Source organism: Sphingomonas sp. 1F27F7B, from assembly GCF_005503355.1.
Lineage (GTDB): Bacteria > Pseudomonadota > Alphaproteobacteria > Sphingomonadales > Sphingomonadaceae > Sphingomonas.
Map to the genome: position 1 here is coordinate 21906 of NZ_SCMK01000005.1, position 17605 is coordinate 39510.

Genomic DNA, 17605 nt, shown 5'->3' on the forward strand with positions numbered 1-17605 from the left:
TATCGCATGCATCGCTCTTTCCGGAGAATGACGATGCGCCTCGATCGCCGTGCCCTTGTCCGTGCCGCCGCGGCCGCGCCGCTGCTTGCCCTTCCCGGCGTGCTGCGCGCCGCCGAGCCGGACCTTTCGGCGCTGCAAGACATCACCGGGGCCGCCGTGCCGATCGACAATGCGGAGCGCGCCGCACGGCTCGACCGGGCGCAGGCGCTGATGCGGGCGAACGGCATCGGCGCGGTGCTGATCGAGGGCGGATCGTCGCTGGTCTATTTCACCGGCCTGCGCTGGGGCCGCAGCGAGCGGCTGACCGCAGTGGTGCTGCCGGCCGAGGGCGAGCCGTGCATCGTGACGCCCTTCTTCGAGGAAGCGCGCACCCGCGAGGGACTGGCGATTCCCGCCGAGGTCCGGGTGTGGCAGGAGGACGAGGATCCGCTGAAGACGGTCGCCGGCTTCCTCAAGGACCGCAAGCTCGCGCAGCTGCCGGTCGGCATCGAGGAGACGGTGCGCTATTTCGCGGTCGACGGTCTGCAGCGGGCCGGGCTGACGGTGGTCTCGGCGAACCCGGTGGTGCGCGGCTGCCGGATGATCAAGACGCCGGCCGAGATCGCGCTGATGCAGCTTGCCACCGACGTGACGATCGCCGCCTATCGCTGGGTCCATCCGCGCGTCGAGAAGGGAATGAGCCAGCGCGACGTATCCGCGCTGATGGACGCGGCGACGCGCAAGCTGGGCGGCAGCCCCGAATTCAGCATGGTGCTGGTGGGCGAGGGCGCCGCCTATCCGCACGGCACCAAGGTGCCTTCGCCGGTGGCCGAGGGGCGGATCGTGCTGATGGATTGCGGCTGCACCGTGCAGGGCTATCAGAGCGATGTGTCGCGTACCTGGGTGCATGGCACCGCTACCTCCGGGCAGCGCAAGGTGTGGGACGAGGTGGCGCAGGGCCAGCAAACCGCCTTCGCCGCGGCCAGGCTCGGCGCGACCGCCGGCAGCGTCGACGATGCGGTGCGCCGCTATTATGCCTCGCTCGGCTGGGGTCCGGACTACAAGCTGCCCGGCCTTTCGCATCGCACCGGGCATGGCATCGGGCTCGACGGGCACGAGCCGGTCAACCTGGTGCGCGGCGAGGCGACGAAGCTGGCGCCGGGCATGTGCTTCTCCAACGAACCGGGCATCTACATTCCCGGCAGCTTCGGCGTGCGGCTGGAAGATTGTTTCCACATGACCGATGGCGGGCCGAAATGGTTCAGCGAGCCGCCCCGGTCGATCGACGCGCCGATGGGGTGAAATGGCCGTAGGGTGGCTTCGAAAGTCTGGGAAGTTGAGGGCACGGCAGGCTGGGGTTCCGGACCTCGAAACTCGAACCCGGCCCTGGAAGATGCGTGCGCGCGGGGGCATCGAGGATCCTTGCGACGGCATCGGCAAGGGTAGAATAAATCAAGTCCTGCTTTGCAATGCAGGAGGCCAGCGCTCGGTGCATATGATCCCATGACCGTCATCCCCGCGCAGGCGGGGACCCAGGGTTTCTCCGCCGTATCGCCCGTGACTCCGGATCCCCGCCTGCGCGGGGATGACGGAAAAGGGGGGCTGGCGGGGACGATGAGGGAGAGGGGTGCCGAGGACGACGAGGGAGCGGAGTTGGCGGAGGTGACGAAGAGAAGGTCGTCTCGAGGGGATCGCCGCCATCGGGCTGACGGTTCGACGACAATGGCGTCCGCGCCACAGTTGCGGGACCTTTCACCCTGATCGAAGTGTTTCGCTTGAGCGAAACGCCGTGCGCAACTAAGTCGCGCGTATGACGTCCACCAACGATATCCGCCGTTCCTTCCTCGACTATTTCGAGGGCCAGGGTCATGCCCGCGTTCCCAGCGCCCCGTTGGTGCCGCACAATGATCCGACCCTGATGTTCGTGAATGCGGGCATGGTGCCGTTCAAGAATGTCTTCACGGGGCTGGAGAGCCGTCCCTATTCGACCGCGACCAGCTCGCAAAAATGTGTCCGCGCCGGCGGCAAGCACAATGATCTGGATAATGTCGGCTATACCGCGCGCCACCATACCTTCTTTGAAATGCTGGGGAATTTCTCCTTCGGCGACTATTTCAAGGAACAGGCGATCACCCATGCCTGGACCTTGCTCACCAAGGTGTGGGGCATTCCGGCGGAGCGGCTGACCGCGACCGTCTATCATACCGACGACCAGGCCTTCGAGCTCTGGAAGAAGATCGCCGGCCTGCCCGAGGCGCGGATCATCCGCATCCCGACCAAGGACAATTTCTGGGCGATGGGCTCGGACGGCCCGTGCGGGCCCTGCTCGGAGATCTTCTACGATCATGGCGATCACATCTGGGGCGGCCCCCCGGGATCGGCGGAGGAGGATGGCGATCGCTTCGTCGAGATCTGGAACCTCGTCTTCATGCAGTTCGTGCAGGAGAATGACGAGATCATCGGCGACTTGCCGCGCCCGAGCATCGACACGGGCATGGGGCTGGAGCGCGTCGCCGCGGTGCTGCAGGGCGTCCACGACAATTATGATACCGACACGTTCAAGGCGCTGATCGCCGAATCGGGCGCGCTGACCGGCGCCGCGACCACGGGCGAGAACCAGGCGAGCCACCGCGTGATCGCCGATCACCTGCGCTCCTCGGGATTCCTGGTGGCGGACGGCGTGCTGCCGGCGAATGAAGGCCGCGGCTATGTGCTGCGCCGCATCATGCGCCGCGCGATGCGCCATGCCCATCTGCTCGGCGCCAGGGACCCGCTGATGCACCGCATGGTGCCGGCGCTGGTGGCCGAGATGGGTGCCGCCTATCCCGAGCTGGTCCGCGCCCAGCCGCTGATCGAGGCGACCTTGCTCCAGGAGGAGACGCGCTTCCGGCAAACCCTCGCCAACGGGCTGCGTTTGCTCGACGAGGCGACCCAGGGCATGGCCGAGGGCGGGGTGCTGCCCGGCGAGACGGCGTTCAAGCTCTACGACACGTTCGGCTTCCCCTATGACCTGACCGAGGACGCGCTGCGCGGCCAGGGCATGACGGTGGACCGCGCCGGCTTCGACACGGCGATGGCCGAGCAGAAGCGTGCCGCCCGCGCGGCGTGGAAGGGCTCGGGCGAGAAGGCTTCGGAAGAGCTGTGGTATGATCTGGCCGACGAGCTCGGCGGCACCGAGTTCACCGGCTATGTCGGCACGGAGGGCGAGGGCCAGGTGCTGGCGATCGTCAAGGACGGCGCGAAGGTGGAGAAGGCCGGCGCCGGCGATGTGGTGACCATCCTCACCAACCAGACGCCCTTCTATGCCGAGAGCGGCGGGCAGATGGGCGATGCCGGCGTGATCTGGAACGACAAGGCGAGCGCGGCGGTGGACGACACGTCCAAGCCGCTCGGGCGCCTGCATGCGCATCACGCCAAGATCGAGAAGGGGGAGATCGCAGTGGGCGATGCCGTCCACCTGACGGTCGACGCCGATCGCCGCGACCGCGTGCGCGCCAACCATTCGGCGACGCACCTGCTGCACGCGGCGTTGCGCAAGCGGCTCGGCGGGCATGTGACGCAGAAGGGCAGCCTGGTGGCGCCGGACCGGCTGCGTTTCGACTTCTCGCATCCCTCGGCACTGACCGCCGACGAGCTCGCGGACATCGAGGCCGATGTGAACGCGCAGATCCGTCACAATGGCGCGGTCGAGACCCGGCTGATGACGCCCGACGATGCGATCGCGGCGGGCGCGATGGCGCTGTTCGGCGAGAAATATGGCGACGAGGTCCGCGTGCTCTCGATGGGCCTGGGTGCGGATTCGTCCTATTCGGTCGAACTGTGCGGCGGCACCCATGTCAATGCCACGGGCGACATCGCGATCTTCAAGATCGTCTCGGAGAGCGCTGTCTCTTCGGGCGTACGGCGGATCGAGGCGCTGACCGGCGAAGGCGCGCGGCTCTGGCTCAATGCGCGTGACGAGAAGCTGCGCGAGGCGGCTGCCGCGCTCAAGGCGAGCCCCGACGAAGTGCCCGCGCGCGTGGCCGCGCTGGTCGAGGAACGCCGCAAGCTCGAGCGCGAGCTGGCCGAGGCGAAGAAGGCGCTGGCGCTGGGCGGCGGCGGTTCCGCCCCGGCCGCCGGTCCCGAGCAGGTCGCGGGGATCAGCTTCATCGGCCAGGTGATCGACGGGCTCGATCCCAAGGCGCTGCGCGGTGCGGTCGACGAGGCCAAGCAGCGCGTCGGCGCCGGCGTGGTCGCGCTGGTTGCGGTCAATGAGGGGCGGGCTTCGGTGGCGGTCGGCGTGACCGACGGAGTGGCGGCCAATGCTGTCGACCTGGTCAAGATCGCCGTGACGGTGCTGGGCGGTCAGGGCGGCGGCGGCCGCCCGGACATGGCCCAGGGCGGCGGGCCGGACGGCGACAAGGGTGCGGCCGCGCTCGACGCGGTCAAGGCGGCGCTGGCCGAGGCGACCGCGGCGGCCTGAACCGCCGCGGGGCGCGGATCACATGCCCGGCGCCCAGCCGTCCTCTGGCGAGACCCACAGGGCGCGCTGGTTCATGTCGGCGCGGACGAGGCCGTCGACGGTGATGTCGGATACGATCCCGTCGCCATCGACCTTGTCGCGATAGCAGCGCTTCCTGCCGGCGAGCGGCTGGAGCATGAGCATCAGCCGCTCGCGGATCGAAGTCTCCAGCGCCGGCGCGAGCGCGACCCCATCCTTGCTGAGCTTGCCCGAGGAGAAGTCGACCGGGCGGACGGTGGAGCAGACCGCGCCATCCTCGACCTGGCCCGAGATATGATATTCGATCAGGATCGTCGGCTCGGTGGAGATGACGCCGGTCACCACCGCGTCGAAGCTATCATTCTCGTGCACCGTGTAGCGCACCATGGTGGCGCAGGTGCGTGCCCGCGTGTCGGGCCCGACGCAGCGGATCTTACCGGCGCGTGCCGGGGCGAGAGCGTCGGAGCCGGGCATCGGCGCGGCGGCGGCGAGCAGGAGCAGAGTCGCGATCATCGTCACATTCCCAAGCCGTAGCCGTCTTTCTCGCTCACCCAGATGAACTTCTGGCTGAGATCGGCGCGGACGGTGCCGTCCACGGTGAGTTCGTTGAGCAGCAGGCCGCTCTCGGCGGGCTTGATCGTGGAGCAGGTGGCCTTGCCGTCGAGCGCGGCGACGGCGGCGGTGAGCTGGCTCTTCACGGCAGCCGATGTGTTCTCGTCGGCCGGGGCGCCGTTCAGCATCACCGTGCCCGCCTGGAAATCGGCGAGCTTCACTGTCTCGCACAGCTTGCCGTCGGCGATGGTGCCGCGGGTGTGAAGCTCCATGGTGACCAGCGGCTTGGGCGCGAGGAAGAGGCGGGTGGTCGATTCATAGCTGCCGCCGGTGATCTTGTAGCTGGTGGTGCCGAGGCAGGTCTTCTTCTCCCGATTGGGCACCACGCACTGATACTGGCCGGCGCGGGCGGGCTCGATCGGATCGGCGGCCTGGCCGGCGGGGGCATTGGCAAGGAGCAGCAGGCTGAGGAACATCGTCAAACTCTCCGAACGAGAACAGGCGCCAGAGATGCGCCGCGGCCGCCCGGCGGGCAAGCGCAATCGGCGTCAGGCCGGCGCATTCCCTTCCCCGGAGTCGCCGTTTTCGGTGCGGACCCGGCGGAAGCGCGGCTCGCGATCCATGCCGGCGACTTCCTTGATCTTCTTGCGCATCTCGTCCCGCTTCTCGTGGATCGAGGCGATCACCGGACCCACGGCGAGACCGAGATCGACCAGCACCACTTCGGAGAGCTGGAGCGAGCTTTCCAGCGCCTCGGGCACTGCCTCGCTGGCACCCGCGCGATAGAGTTCGGCGGCATGGCCGGAATCGCGGGCGCGGGCGATGATCGGCAGGTTGGGCACCCAGCCGCGCACGCGCTTGGCGAGGCGCACTGTGAGCACCGGATCGTCCATGGTGAGCACCAGCGCCTTGGCGTGGCCGAGGTTCAGCTTGTCGACCAGCTCGGAGCGGGTGACGTCGCCGAACAGCACGTTGTAACCGCCGCGCCGCGCCGCGTTGACGTTGTCGATATCGGCATCGACGCCGATATAGGGCAGGTTGTGGCGGCGCAGCATGTCCGCCACCGTGCGGCCGACCCGGCCGAAGCCGATGATGACGGTGCCATTCTGTACTTCCTCGAGCGCGGGATCGGGCGCCTCCTCCATTTTCGAGCGCTCGATCAGCTGGGCGACCGCGCTTCCCGCCTTGGCGAGCAGCGGCGTGGCGGTGAGGCCGATTGCGGTGACCGTGGTCCAGAAGGCGGCGGTGCTCGGGCTGATCAGCCCCGCCGCGCCGGCCACGCCGAGCACGATCAGCGTCGTCTCGGAAGGGCTCGCCATCAGCACGCCGGCTTCCGCCGCGGTGCCGGCGCGTGCGCCCGACAGGCGGAGCAGCCCGGTCGTAACGGCTGCCTTGACCAGCATCACCAGCAGCGAGGCGCCCAGCAGCGGCGCCCAGTTGTGGACGATGAAGTCGAGGTCGAGCCGCATGCCCACGGTGATCAGGAACACGCCGAGCGCGAGCCCCTTGAACGGCGCGGTGATCGCTTCGACTTCGCCATGATATTCGGTCTCGGCGATCAGCAGGCCCGCGATCAGCGCGCCGACGATTGGCGAGAGGCCGGCCGCGCTGGTGGCCAGGCTGGCGACAATCACCACGAGCAGGCTGGCAGCGAGGAACAGCTCCGGGCTCTTGGTGCGTGCCGCCTGGGCGAACATGCGCGGCAGCAGCATCCGCCCGCCGATGAACAGGACCGCGACCGTGGCCAGGCCGAAGCCCAGTGTCACGCCGAGCTTGATCCAGCCGGCCTCGCCGCCCGCGGCGGGAGCGAGTGCGCCTAGCAGGAAGATGATCGGGACGAGCGCGAGATCCTCGAACAGCAGCATCGCGAAGGCGGAGCGGCCGACTGCGCTGGTGGTGCCGGCGATGGGCAGCACGATGGCGGTGGAGGACAGCGCCAGCGCCAGGCCGAGCCCGATCGCGCCGCCGGTGCTGAGCCCGGTGAGGTAGAGGACGGCGGCGAGGATGAGGCCGGCGCCGAGCAGCTCGGTGGCGCCGACGCCGAACACGAGGGTGCGCATCGACCATAGTCGCTTGAACGACAATTCCAGGCCGATCGAGAACAGCAGCAGGATGATGCCGAACTCGGCGAACGGCTCGATCGCATGCGCGTCCGAAATGGTGATGTGATAGAGCCAGGGATTGGTCGGCACGAGGCTGCCCAGCCCGAACGGGCCGACCAGCGCGCCGACCAGGATGAACCCGATCACCGGGCTGATCCGCACGCGGGCGAAGGCCGGGATCACCAGCCCGGCGGCGCCGAGGATCACCAGCGCGTCGCTGAGGCCGTGATTGCCGAGGTTCAGCATGGGCCGGAGGCTCGGCCGAAAATGTCGATGCTGTTGGCCGGAATGCGGGAGGCGGGGCAGGAGAAGGGCGAAATGGGGGGGCGGAAAGGGATTCTGGCCATGCGGTCAAGGGCAGCATGGGCGGTCCCACATTGCAAGACGTGCGGGGCAGCATTTTTGCGCCACCCCGGGGTCTTCAATCGATCACACCGATCAGATGGAGCGCGACGCCGGCCATCGAGGCGGCGGCGAGCGCGGGAATCATGCCGAGCCTGAACCGGAACATGGCGATGGCGACCGCCAGCGCCAGAAGCGCGGCCGGAACGTCGATGCTCCCGAGCACCGGCACGTCGAAGGCAAGCGGGCCCGCGCGCAGCTTCCAGGTCTCGCGAAACAGGGTATGGATCGCGAACCAGACCGCGAGATTGAGCACCACGCCGACCACAGCGGCGGTGACCGCCGCGAGTGCCCCGGCAAGTGCGCGGTTGCCCCGCATGCGCTCGATGAAGGGCGCCCCGAGGAATATCCACAGGAAGCAGGGCACGAAGGTTACCCAGGTGGCCAGCAGCCCGCCCAGCGTCCCGGCCAATAGCGGGGAGAGCAGGCCCGGGTTGCGATAGGCGCCGAGGAAGCCGACGAACTGCAGGACCATGATGAGCGGCCCGGGCGTGGTCTCGGCCATGCCGAGGCCGTCGAGCATCTCGCCCGGGCCGAGCCAATGATGGGATTGCACGGCCTCCTGCGCGACATAGGCGAGCACGGCATAGGCGCCTCCGAAGCTGACGGTGGCCATCGCGGAGAAGAAGGTCGCGATCCTGGTGAAGACATTGTCGGGTCCGAGCAGCAGGAGAAGCGCGAGCACCGGCGCCAGCCACAGCACCAGACAGGCCAGGGCATCGCGCAGAACCTGCCGATGCGATGGGCGGGCGTGCGCCGGCAGTTCCTCGCCGAGCAGGGTATCGCCATCGGCCGGATCCGGCCCGCTGGCGCCATGGCCGATACTTGCGTCGAAGCCCGCGATCCCGCTCCGGCCGGCCGCATAGCCGATCGCGCCGGCAGCGAGCACCACCGCGGGAAACGGCGCCCCGAGGAAGAAGATCGAGACGAACGCGACCGCCGCGAGCCACAGAGTCGCCATGCTGCGGAGCGCGCGCTTGCCGATCCGATGCACGGCATGGAGCACGATGGAGAGCACCGCCGCCTTGAGCCCGAAGAACAGCGCCGAGACGATGCCGAGTCGCCCATAGAGGACATAGATCCAGCTGAGCGCCATGATCGAGACCATGCCCGGCAGCACGAACAGCGTGCCGGCGACGATGCCGCCCCTGGTGCGGTGCATCAGCCAGCCGATATAGGTGGCGAGCTGCTGGGCCTCGGGTCCGGGCAGCAGCATGCAAAAGTTGAGCGCGTGCAGGAATCGCTGCTCGCCGATCCAGCGCTTCTCCTCGACGAGGATGCGATGCATCACCGCGATCTGGCCTGCCGGCCCGCCAAAGGACAGCAGGGCGATGCGAAGCCAGACGCGAAAGGCCTCTCCGAGCGAGACGGGCCCTGGGCGCGCCGGCGCGGCGGTGGATCGGCCGGCGAGACCGGTCATGCCCGCGCCTCGCGCGGCGCATGCGCCGTCCAGTCATGCGTTTCCGCCCGCGCATCGCGGCACCAGCGATAGAGCGCGTCATAGAGGAGCATTCCGGCCTCGAGCTGCTCGATATCGTCGGCATACAGGCGCGAGAGGCCCAGCGAGAGCGCGAGCAGTCCGGATGCTTCCGGCACGATGTCCGGGCGCGCGGTGTCCGCGCCGCGCACGATCCTGGCGAGATGGGCCAATGCGGGGATGCCGGCCAGGCCGAATTCCTCGACCATGAGATCGAAGGTGCAGCACTCGCCCCGGTGGCTCCAGAACACGCCTTCCTGCGCGATGTCGAAAGGTGCGGCGCCGAACTGCCCGGCGACTGCCGTCACTTCGGCGGACGGCACGAAGAGAAAACGGGCAAGGGGATCCACGAAGCGGCGAATGAGCCAGGGGCAGGCGATGCGATCGACCTTCGGGCGTGCGCGGGTCACCCAGCGGGTCCGGCCTTCCGTGTCGCGCGGCGGCAGGCGATCAAGCGTGAGCAAGGGTAGGCCCGCGGCGGTCCAGCCGACATGGCCGCCCTCGAGCGTTTCCGCCGCAACGCCTTCGCTGCGCAGCCACGCTGCGATGCCCTGGCAGGCGGTGCCGCCGTCCTCGTCGATGACGACGACCGAGTTGCCGGCGAGCGGTCGACCCCAATCGGTGATCGCGTCGGCAAGATAGGGAAGCGCGCCCGGAATGCGGCGACCGGCCGGATCGCGGCGCAAATCCACGAGAGCGGGTGCGGCGGGGGTTCCGATCAGGCGGGCGAGCTTGTCAGCGGTGATGGTGTTCGGCGCGGGCATGGTGCGTCCTTCATTGGCAACAGGACGCGATTCTCTGGCTGGCGCCTCGTGGGGAGATCGCATTCCCCATGCCTGCAAATTCGCGCACCGGGGTCGCGATTGTCAACGCCGGAGTCGAGCCGTGCCGGGCGATGCGGAGGGCATGGCGGCGCGCATGAAAAAGGGGGCCCGCAACCGTCGGTCGCGCGCCCCCTCTGCCTTCGTCGGTGCCGCGGCCGATCTACGCCCAGGCGGCCATCTTGGCCTCGAGGTTCTCGCGGATCGCCTCGAAGAACTGCTCGGTGGTCATCCAGGGCTGGTCCGGGCCGATCAGGATGGCGAGGTCCTTGGTCATCTTGCCGCTCTCGACGGTTTCGATGCAGACCTGCTCGAGCGTCTCGGCGAACTTGGTGACGTCCGGCGTGTTGTCGAACTTGCCGCGGAACGACAGGCCCTGGGTCCAGGCGAAGATCGACGCGATCGGATTGGTCGAGGTCGCCTTGCCCTGCTGGTGCATGCGATAATGGCGGGTGACGGTGCCGTGCGCCGCCTCGGCCTCGATCGTCTTGCCGTCCGGCGACATCAGGACCGAAGTCATCAGGCCGAGCGAACCGAAGCCCTGGGCCACCGTGTCCGACTGCACGTCGCCGTCATAGTTCTTGCAGGCCCAGACGAACTTGCCCGACCACTTGAGCGCCGAGGCGACCATGTCGTCGATCAGGCGGTGCTCATAGACGATGCCGGCATCCTTGAACTTCTGCGCGAACTCGGCGTCGAAGGTTTCCTGGAACAGGTCCTTGAAGCGGCCGTCATAGGCCTTGAGGATCGTGTTCTTGGTCGACAGGTAGAGCGGCCAGCCGCGGTCGAGCGCATAGTTCATGCTCGCCTTGGCGAAGTCGCGGATCGACTCGTCGAGATTGTACATGCCCATGGCGACGCCGGCGGCCGGGAAGTCGAACACTTCATATTCGAGCTCGTCGCCATTGGTGCCGACCCACTTCATCGTGAGCTTGCCGGCGCCGGGCACCTTGAAGTCGGTCGCGCGATACTGGTCGCCGAACGCGTGACGGCCGACGACGATCGGATCGGTCCAGCCCGGAACCAGGCGGGGAACGTTGCGGATCACGATCGGCTCGCGGAAGACGACGCCGCCCAGGATGTTGCGGATCGTGCCGTTCGGCGACTTCCACATCTTCTTGAGGCTGAATTCCTCGACGCGCGCTTCGTCCGGAGTGATCGTGGCGCACTTCACGCCGACGCCGTACTGCTGGATCGCCTTGGCGGAGTCGATGGTCACCTGGTCGTCGGTCGCGTCGCGATTCTCGATCGAGAGGTCGTAATATTTCAGTTCGACGTCGAGATAAGGGAGGATCAGGCGCTCGCGGATCCATTGCCAGATGATCCGCGTCATTTCGTCGCCGTCGATCTCCACGACGGGCGTTGCAACCTTGATCTTCGCCATTGCTCGCTGTTCCTTATGAGGGGTTTGGCGAGCGTCTAGGAGCATGGGCCGGGGGGATCAAGCACCCCCGGCGCGCAGGGTCAGTCGTTCCACGCCCACCAGAGCTGTGCGGGCGGGATGTTGATCCACTCCATCGCATGGTCGATGTGCGACCAGTGCGGAGTGAGGAAGTTCTTCACGCGCGGGTTGTACTGATAGACGAGAAAGGCGCCGCCCTTGCGGATCACTTCGCGCGTGGCCTTGGCGATCGCGTCGCCCACGCCCGGCGGCAGCGTGGAGAAGGGCAGGCCCGATGCGATATAGTCGGCGTGTTCGAAGCCGTGATCGGCAATGATCTGCTTCACGTCGGCTGCCGAGCCCTGCACCGCGATCAGGCGCGGATCGGCGATGCTCTGCTTCAGATAGCGGATGAAATCGGGATTGGTATCGATCACGATCAGCTTGCCGTCCGGCGCCAGGCGATCGAGAATCGGCCGAGTGAAGGTGCCTACGCCGGGGCCGTATTCGACGAAGAGCTTCGTGTTCTCCCAGTCGACCGGAGCCAGCATCTTGTTGATCGTGAAGCGCGACGAGGGCGCGACGGCGCCGACCATCACCGGCCGCTTCAGGAAGCCACGGAAGAACATGCCCCAGGGCGACGGCGTGCCGGCGGGGCGGCGGTGACGCGTGCGGGCCTTGGCGGCAGTGGAAGCGGGCATGAGCGACCTTATTACAATTTGGGGACAGTCGCGGCATTTGGGCAATTCGAACGAACATGCAAGCGCCGCGGTTGCATTTCGCCGCATCCGCGCAGCTGCGCTGTGGGCAAATCCTGCGGCGCTCAGGGGAATTCCACGCGCATCGGCAGCCCGCCGCCCGGCCGGATGCTGGCGCCGGCGACAGGGAACGGTGTCGACAAGGGCGTGAAGCGCGCGGCGCGGACGAGCGTGGCGAGCGTGACCGCCAGCTCGGTCATCGCGAAGGCGGCGCCCAGGCAGATGCGCGGGCCCGCGCCGAAGGGCATGTAGAGATGGCGGTCGGGCGCGGGCGCGCCCGGCGCGAAGCGATCGGGATCGAAGGCGTCGGGATCCTGCCAATGGGCGCGGTGGCGGTGGAGCGCGTAGACGGGGATCAGGATGCGCGTGCCGGCGCGGATCCTGCAGCCATCGATCACGGCATCGCGCTCGCAGACGCGCGTGAGCTGATAGCCGGGAGGATAGAGGCGCAGCGTCTCCTGGATCACCTGGCGCGTGAAGACGAGTGCGTCGAGATGCTCGGAGGCGATCGGCGCGCCGGCGGTGACCGCTTCGACTTCGGCGCGGATGCGCGTGATGGTCGGGGCATGGCTGGCGGCGAGCCAGAGCGCCCAGCCGAGCGTGACCGCGCTGGTTTCGTGCCCCGCCAGGATGAAGCCGAGCAGATTGTCGCGCAGCAGCGTGTCCTCCATCGGGCGGCCGGTTTCAGGATCGGTGGCATCGAGCAGCAGGTCGACCAGGTCGCCGCGCGGCAGGGCGGCGCGGCGGCGCGCGATCATCCGATCGACATCGGCGCGGAGCAGCGCGGCCTCGGGCGCGGGCGCGTTCAGCTTGCCGCGATGGGCGCGATCGGGGAGGAAGAGATAGCTCCACCGGCGCAGCTCGAGCTGGCCGAGAAAGGCGGCGACGCGCGATTCGGTCGCCGCGCGCTCGAAATCCTCGCCGCCCGAGAGGACGGTGTCGAGGATCACGTCGAAGGCGATTCGGCCGGTTTCGGCGGCGATGTCGATCGGCTGGGCGGCGTGGCGCCAGCGCAGCAGGGCGGTTTCGGCGGCCGCCCGCATCCGCGGCGCGAGGGCCGCCATCTGGGCTGCGCGGAAGGCGGGCGCGGCGGCGCGGCGTTGCCAGCGCCATTCGGCACCCTCCACTGCGACCAGCCCCTCGCCCCAGGCGGGGTGCATCACCCGGCGCCACAGGTTGCCGTGGCGGAAATCCTCGGCATGCTCGACCATCGCGGCACGGACGGCGGCGGGATCGGTGAGGAATACGGGCGCGCCGGGGAAGGGCGGGCGCCAGCTGGTTCCCTCGAACAGCGCCCGTGGCCATGCCGCGATCGGATTGCGCATGGCGGCAGGCAGGATCCGCCAGGGCAGGGCGCGTGCGAGCGGCTCGGGATGGGGCGGACGGAAGGGCGAAGAGGAGGGGCTCCCCCTTTCGGCAAGGTTGCGAAACGCTTCGCCCGTCAGCATCGCAGTCCCCCCGGTGACGATGCCGCGTTCCCTACGCCCGAACGGGTCCGCGGAAAAGAGACCGGCGCGCCCGCGTTGTGTTGGCGGCGGCGCGGGGCTAGAGGCTTCGAATGGCATCTTTGGACAAGCCCCCGCTGGGGACCTCGACGGTGAAGTGGCGTTTCCCGGACATTCACCCCGAGGGCCGCAAATATGTGGCCATCGCCGCCGCGATCGCCCTGGCGAGCCTGTTCATCTTCGATTTCATCACCTGGCCGCTGGTGTTCCTGGCCTTTGGCGTCGCCGCGTTCTTCCGCGATCCGATCCGGGTGACGCCGCAGGGGGAGGGCATGCTGATCGCCCCGGCCGACGGGCTGGTGACGATGATCCAGCCGGTGGAGCTGCCCCCCGAACTGCGCGGGCCCCAGGCGCTGGGCGACGCCCCGATGGTGCGCGTGTCGATCTTCATGAGCGTGTTCGACGTCCATGTGAACCGTACGCCGATCACCGGCACGATCCGGCACGTGATCTACATCTCGGGCCGTTTCCTCAACGCCGATCTCGACAAGGCAAGCGAGGAGAATGAGCGCCAGCACTTCATCGTCGAGGACAAGCACGGCCTGCGCATCGGCTTCACCCAGATCGCCGGCCTGGTCGCGCGGCGCATCGTGAGTTTCACCAAGCCGGGCGACATGGTCGTTGCCGGCCAGCGCGTCGGGCTCATCCGCTTCGGCAGCCGCGTCGACGTGTTCCTGCCTGCGGACTATGTCGCGCAGGTCACGCTCGGCCAGCGTACGATCGCAGGCGAGACGGTCATCGCCAGAAAGGGAGCCGCCGCCGTCAGCGGCATCTCGCAGTGAGCGACCGGCGCCCCGCCGATATGATGGGCGAGCGCGCGCTCCGGCCGCGGCGCATGCGGCGGATGCGGCCGGTGCGCGGCATCCCGCTGCGCGCCATCCCGCCCAATGCCATCACCGCGCTCGCGCTGTGTTCGGGATTGACCGGAATCCGGTTCGCGATCGACGGAAAATGGGAATTGGCGGTGCTGATGGTGCTGATCGCCGGCTTGCTCGACGGCGTGGACGGCAAGGTCGCCCGGATGGTGCGTGGCGAGAGCCGGTTCGGTGCCGAGCTCGACAGTCTGTCCGACGCGATCTCGTTCGGCGTGGCGCCGGCGCTGATCCTGTACCTCTGGTCGCTCCAGGCGCTCGGCCGGTTCGGCTGGATGATCGCGCTGGTCCATGCGCTGTTCTGCGCGCTGCGCCTCGCCCGGTTCAACGCCCAGATCGATGCCGAGGAACAGCCGCACAAATCCGCCGGCTTCCTCACCGGCGTGCCCGCGCCGGCCGCTGCCGTGCTCGCGCTGCTGCCGCTCTATCTGTGGCTGTTCACCGACGAGCCGCACCTGCGCTCGCCGATCGTGGTTGCGCCGTGGAGCGCGTTCGTCGCGGTACTCATGATCTCGAGCGTCGCCACCTTCGCGCCACACGTTCGGCTCAAGCAGCGCATCCGCTTCGAGGCGATCGCCGTGCTGGTGGTGCTCGTCGCCGCACTGGTGGCCGCGCCCTGGCCGACCTTGGCGGCAATCGCGGTGCTGTACCTGGCGTCGATCCCGTTCAGCGTGCGCAGCTATCGCCGCATCAGGCTGCTGCGCGCAGCGGGAACGCCGCGGGGCGCCGCGCCGGAGTCGACCAGCGCACCGTGACGCGCGCCGGCACCGGCTCGGGCAGCGGCCGGGAGACGTCGCGGCCGGCCAGTTCGCGCATGCGCGGCAGCGCGCCGGCGATCGACGTGACGATCGTCCAGCCCGCCACGGCAAAGGCAGTGCCGAACAGCAGAACGGTAAGCAGTGCAGTCATCACCTGGCTCCCTAAACGCGCCGCGCCCACTGGAATTCAAGGATTCCAACAGCTTGGCCCCGCCGACATTCCATGTCCGCGTTGTGAGCCCTTTATGTTCCGTTAACGTTCCAATGTCAAGCGGATGTTCCCGGGTTGTTCCGGGGGGCTGCCCGGACAGGCGCCTCCGCCGCGGCGGATGCTCCCCGGGGGCGCCGCGATGATCTCGCCGCTTGCATCGTCCGGTGCTTTCGAGTAAGCGCGCCGCCTCAACCCGCATGGGAAGCATCATAAACCGGTGCCAAGGCGCTTGCCTGGTCACTCGCTTCCCAGAGGCTCAACCGGAAGGAGTTATCCCTATGGCGGCACCTGTCGTCACTCTGCAGCAGCTGCTCGAATCGGGCGCGCACTTCGGTCACCAGACCCACCGCTGGAACCCGAAGATGAAGCCCTACATCTTCGGCGAGCGCAACGGCGTTCACATCATCGACCTCTCGCAGACCGTGCCGCTCTTCGCGCGCGCGCTGGAGTTCGTGAACTCGACCGTCGCCGCCGGCGGCAAGGTCCTCTTCGTCGGGACCAAGCGCCAGGCGCAGGAGCCGATCGCCGAGGCTGCGCGCCGCGCGAACCAGCATTTCGTCAACCATCGCTGGCTGGGCGGCATGCTCACCAACTGGAAGACGATCTCGCAGTCGATCAAGCGCCTCAAGACGCTCGAGGAGCAGCTTTCGGGCGACACGCACGGCCTGACCAAGAAGGAAGTGCTGCAGCTCACCCGTGAGCGCGACAAGCTCGAGCTCTCGCTCGGCGGTATCCGCGACATGGGCGGCCTGCCCGACGTCATGTTCGTGATCGACGCGAACAAGGAAGAGCTGGCGATCAAGGAAGCCAACACGCTCGGCATCCCGGTCGTCGCGGTCCTCGATTCGAACGTCTCGCCCGACGGCATCGCCTTCCCGGTTCCGGCGAACGACGACGCCTCGCGCGCCATCCGCCTGTACTGCGAGGCGATCGCGATCGCCGCGACCCGCGGCAACCAGGACCGCCAGGCGAGCTTCGGCGTCGACCTGGGCGCCCAGGAAGTGGCTCCGGTCGAGCCGGCCCTGAGCGAGGTTCCGGAGCAGGCCGTCGAGGGTGAGCGCCAGATCGACGCGTAAGCTTGCAAGTGACTGTCTCCGAACTGACATAGGCGCGCACTAGGCGCCCGGTCAGTTCGGGGTGTCATCCCATCCCCGTTCGGGCTGCGCCTGTCGAAGCCCCGTACTTCTTCTCCCAGCCGGGGCCGCAAGAAGAACGGCCCGACAAGCCCAGGGCGAACGGGGATTGATTTATCGGCCGCGCCTTTGCCGTGGCCTAACCAAGAGGAAAGAAACATGGCCGAGATCACCGCAGCAGCCGTGAAGGAACTCCGCGAGAAGAGCGGCGCCGGCATGATGGACTGCAAGAAGGCGCTGACCGAGACCAATGGCGACCTCGAAGCCGCCAGCGACTGGCTGCGCTCGAAGGGCCTGGCTGCCGCCGCCAAGAAGTCGAGCCGCACCGCTGCCGAGGGTCTGGTCGGCGTCGCTGTCGCCGGCACCAAGGGCGTGGCCGTCGAAATCAACTCGCAGACCGATTTCGTCGCCAAGAACGAGATCTTCCAGACCTTCGTTCGTGACGTGACTTCGGTCGCGCTCGAGCTGGGCGACGATCTCGAGGTGATCCGGGCCGCCCCGCTGCCGGCCGGCACCGTCGAGGAGGTGCTGACCAACAACATCTCGACCATCGGCGAGAACCAGGTCCTCCGCCGTGCCAAGAAGGTCGAAGTGGCCAATGGCGCGGTGATCCCGTACGTCCACAACGCCGCGGCGCCGGGCCTCGGCAAGATCGGCGTGCTCGTCGCGCTGGAGAGCGATGCGGGCGTCGACGTGCTCGAGCCGCTCGGCAAGCAGGTTGCGATGCACATCGCGGCGGCCTTCCCGCTGGCGCTCGACGAGACCGGCCTGGACCAGGAGACGCTGGAGCGCGAGCGCGCGATCGCCAAGGAAAAGGCGGCCGAGAGCGGCAAGCCGGCCGACATCATCGACAAGATGGTCGAAGGCGCGGTGAAGAAGTTCGCCAAGGAGAACGCGCTGCTCAGCCAGCTGTTCGTGATGGACGGCAAGACCCCGATCGCGGACGTGATCGCCAAGGCCGGCAAGGATGCCGGTTCGTCGATCGTGCTCAAGGACTATGTCCGCTTCCAGCTCGGCGAAGGCATCGAGAAGGAAGAGAGCGACTTCGCCGCCGAAGTGGCCGCGACGGCGGGCCTCACCAAGTAAGGTCTTCCCGGACCTGAATGCGCGGGCGCGGCATCCCAGGGGTGCCGCGCCCGTTTGCGTTTGGCGCGCGCCTCGTGCAGCTTGGCGC

Annotated in this window: 15 protein-coding genes; 6 read left to right on the forward strand and 9 right to left on the reverse strand. The window is 68.1% G+C overall.

Annotated features, from left to right (window positions below; translation table 11 throughout):
* The first annotated feature begins 33 nt into the window (after positions 1-33).
* Positions 34-1281 (forward strand): M24 family metallopeptidase, encoded by a 1248-nt coding sequence (locus FFS08_RS05945; protein WP_137863945.1) that lies wholly within the window; start codon positions 34-36, stop codon positions 1279-1281.
* A 508-nt stretch (positions 1282-1789) separates the two neighbouring features.
* Positions 1790-4441, forward strand: a complete 2652-nt coding sequence (gene alaS, locus FFS08_RS05950; RefSeq protein WP_137863944.1) for an alanine--tRNA ligase — start codon at positions 1790-1792, stop codon at positions 4439-4441.
* Positions 4442-4459: 18 nt separating this feature from the next.
* Here the strand turns inward: alaS and FFS08_RS05955 are convergent, their stop codons facing one another.
* The 8 genes from FFS08_RS05955 to FFS08_RS05990 all read right to left on the reverse strand — a co-directional run bounded on the left by FFS08_RS05955 (position 4460) and on the right by FFS08_RS05990 (position 13400).
* Positions 4460-4972, reverse strand: coding sequence for a hypothetical protein (locus FFS08_RS05955; RefSeq protein ID WP_249341202.1), 513 nt, complete (start codon positions 4970-4972; stop codon positions 4460-4462).
* A gap of 2 nt (positions 4973-4974) precedes the next feature.
* Positions 4975-5487, reverse strand: a complete 513-nt coding sequence (locus tag FFS08_RS05960) for a hypothetical protein (RefSeq protein ID WP_137863943.1) — start codon at positions 5485-5487, stop codon at positions 4975-4977.
* Positions 5488-5559: 72 nt separating this feature from the next.
* Positions 5560-7359: a cation:proton antiporter domain-containing protein gene (locus tag FFS08_RS05965; RefSeq protein WP_137863942.1), complete on the reverse strand. Its 1800-nt coding sequence runs from the start codon at positions 7357-7359 to the stop codon at positions 5560-5562.
* A 175-nt stretch (positions 7360-7534) separates the two neighbouring features.
* Positions 7535-8935, reverse strand: a complete 1401-nt coding sequence (gene chrA, locus FFS08_RS05970) for a chromate efflux transporter (protein ID WP_137863941.1) — start codon at positions 8933-8935, stop codon at positions 7535-7537.
* The gene (locus FFS08_RS05975) at positions 8932-9756 is read right to left on the reverse strand and encodes a chromate resistance protein ChrB domain-containing protein (protein ID WP_137863940.1); all 825 of its coding nucleotides are present in this window, start codon (positions 9754-9756) and stop codon (positions 8932-8934) included. The genes chrA and FFS08_RS05975 overlap by 4 nt, the downstream gene beginning before the upstream one ends.
* Before the next feature lie 220 nt (positions 9757-9976).
* The gene (locus FFS08_RS05980; RefSeq protein WP_137863939.1) at positions 9977-11197 is read right to left on the reverse strand and encodes an NADP-dependent isocitrate dehydrogenase; all 1221 of its coding nucleotides are present in this window, start codon (positions 11195-11197) and stop codon (positions 9977-9979) included.
* Positions 11198-11277: 80 nt separating this feature from the next.
* Positions 11278-11895: a class I SAM-dependent methyltransferase gene (locus tag FFS08_RS05985; RefSeq protein ID WP_137863938.1), complete on the reverse strand. Its 618-nt coding sequence runs from the start codon at positions 11893-11895 to the stop codon at positions 11278-11280.
* 122 nt (positions 11896-12017) lie between these two features.
* Positions 12018-13400, reverse strand: coding sequence for a cytochrome P450 (locus FFS08_RS05990; RefSeq protein ID WP_171012492.1), 1383 nt, complete (start codon positions 13398-13400; stop codon positions 12018-12020).
* 110 nt (positions 13401-13510) lie between these two features.
* Between FFS08_RS05990 and FFS08_RS05995 the strand changes: the two genes are divergently transcribed.
* A complete protein-coding gene (locus FFS08_RS05995) occupies positions 13511-14239 on the forward strand; it encodes a phosphatidylserine decarboxylase (RefSeq protein ID WP_137863936.1) in 729 nt (242 codons plus the stop codon).
* A 53-nt stretch (positions 14240-14292) separates the two neighbouring features.
* Positions 14293-15084, forward strand: a complete 792-nt coding sequence (locus tag FFS08_RS06000; protein WP_137863970.1) for a CDP-alcohol phosphatidyltransferase family protein — start codon at positions 14293-14295, stop codon at positions 15082-15084.
* Here FFS08_RS06000 and FFS08_RS06005 read toward each other — a convergent pair.
* Positions 15020-15238: a hypothetical protein gene (locus FFS08_RS06005; RefSeq protein ID WP_137863935.1), complete on the reverse strand. Its 219-nt coding sequence runs from the start codon at positions 15236-15238 to the stop codon at positions 15020-15022. The two genes, FFS08_RS06000 and FFS08_RS06005, sit on opposite strands and share 65 nt — an antisense overlap.
* Before the next feature lie 338 nt (positions 15239-15576).
* Between FFS08_RS06005 and rpsB the strand changes: the two genes are divergently transcribed.
* Together rpsB and tsf are read left to right on the forward strand one after the other, a co-directional pair.
* Positions 15577-16374: a 30S ribosomal protein S2 gene (rpsB, locus tag FFS08_RS06010; RefSeq protein ID WP_137863934.1), complete on the forward strand. Its 798-nt coding sequence runs from the start codon at positions 15577-15579 to the stop codon at positions 16372-16374.
* 216 nt (positions 16375-16590) lie between these two features.
* Positions 16591-17517 carry a translation elongation factor Ts gene (gene tsf, locus FFS08_RS06015; protein WP_137863933.1) on the forward strand — a complete coding sequence of 309 codons (927 nt, stop codon included), beginning with the start codon at positions 16591-16593 and terminating at the stop codon, positions 17515-17517.
* Positions 17518-17605: the final 88 nt, after the last annotated feature.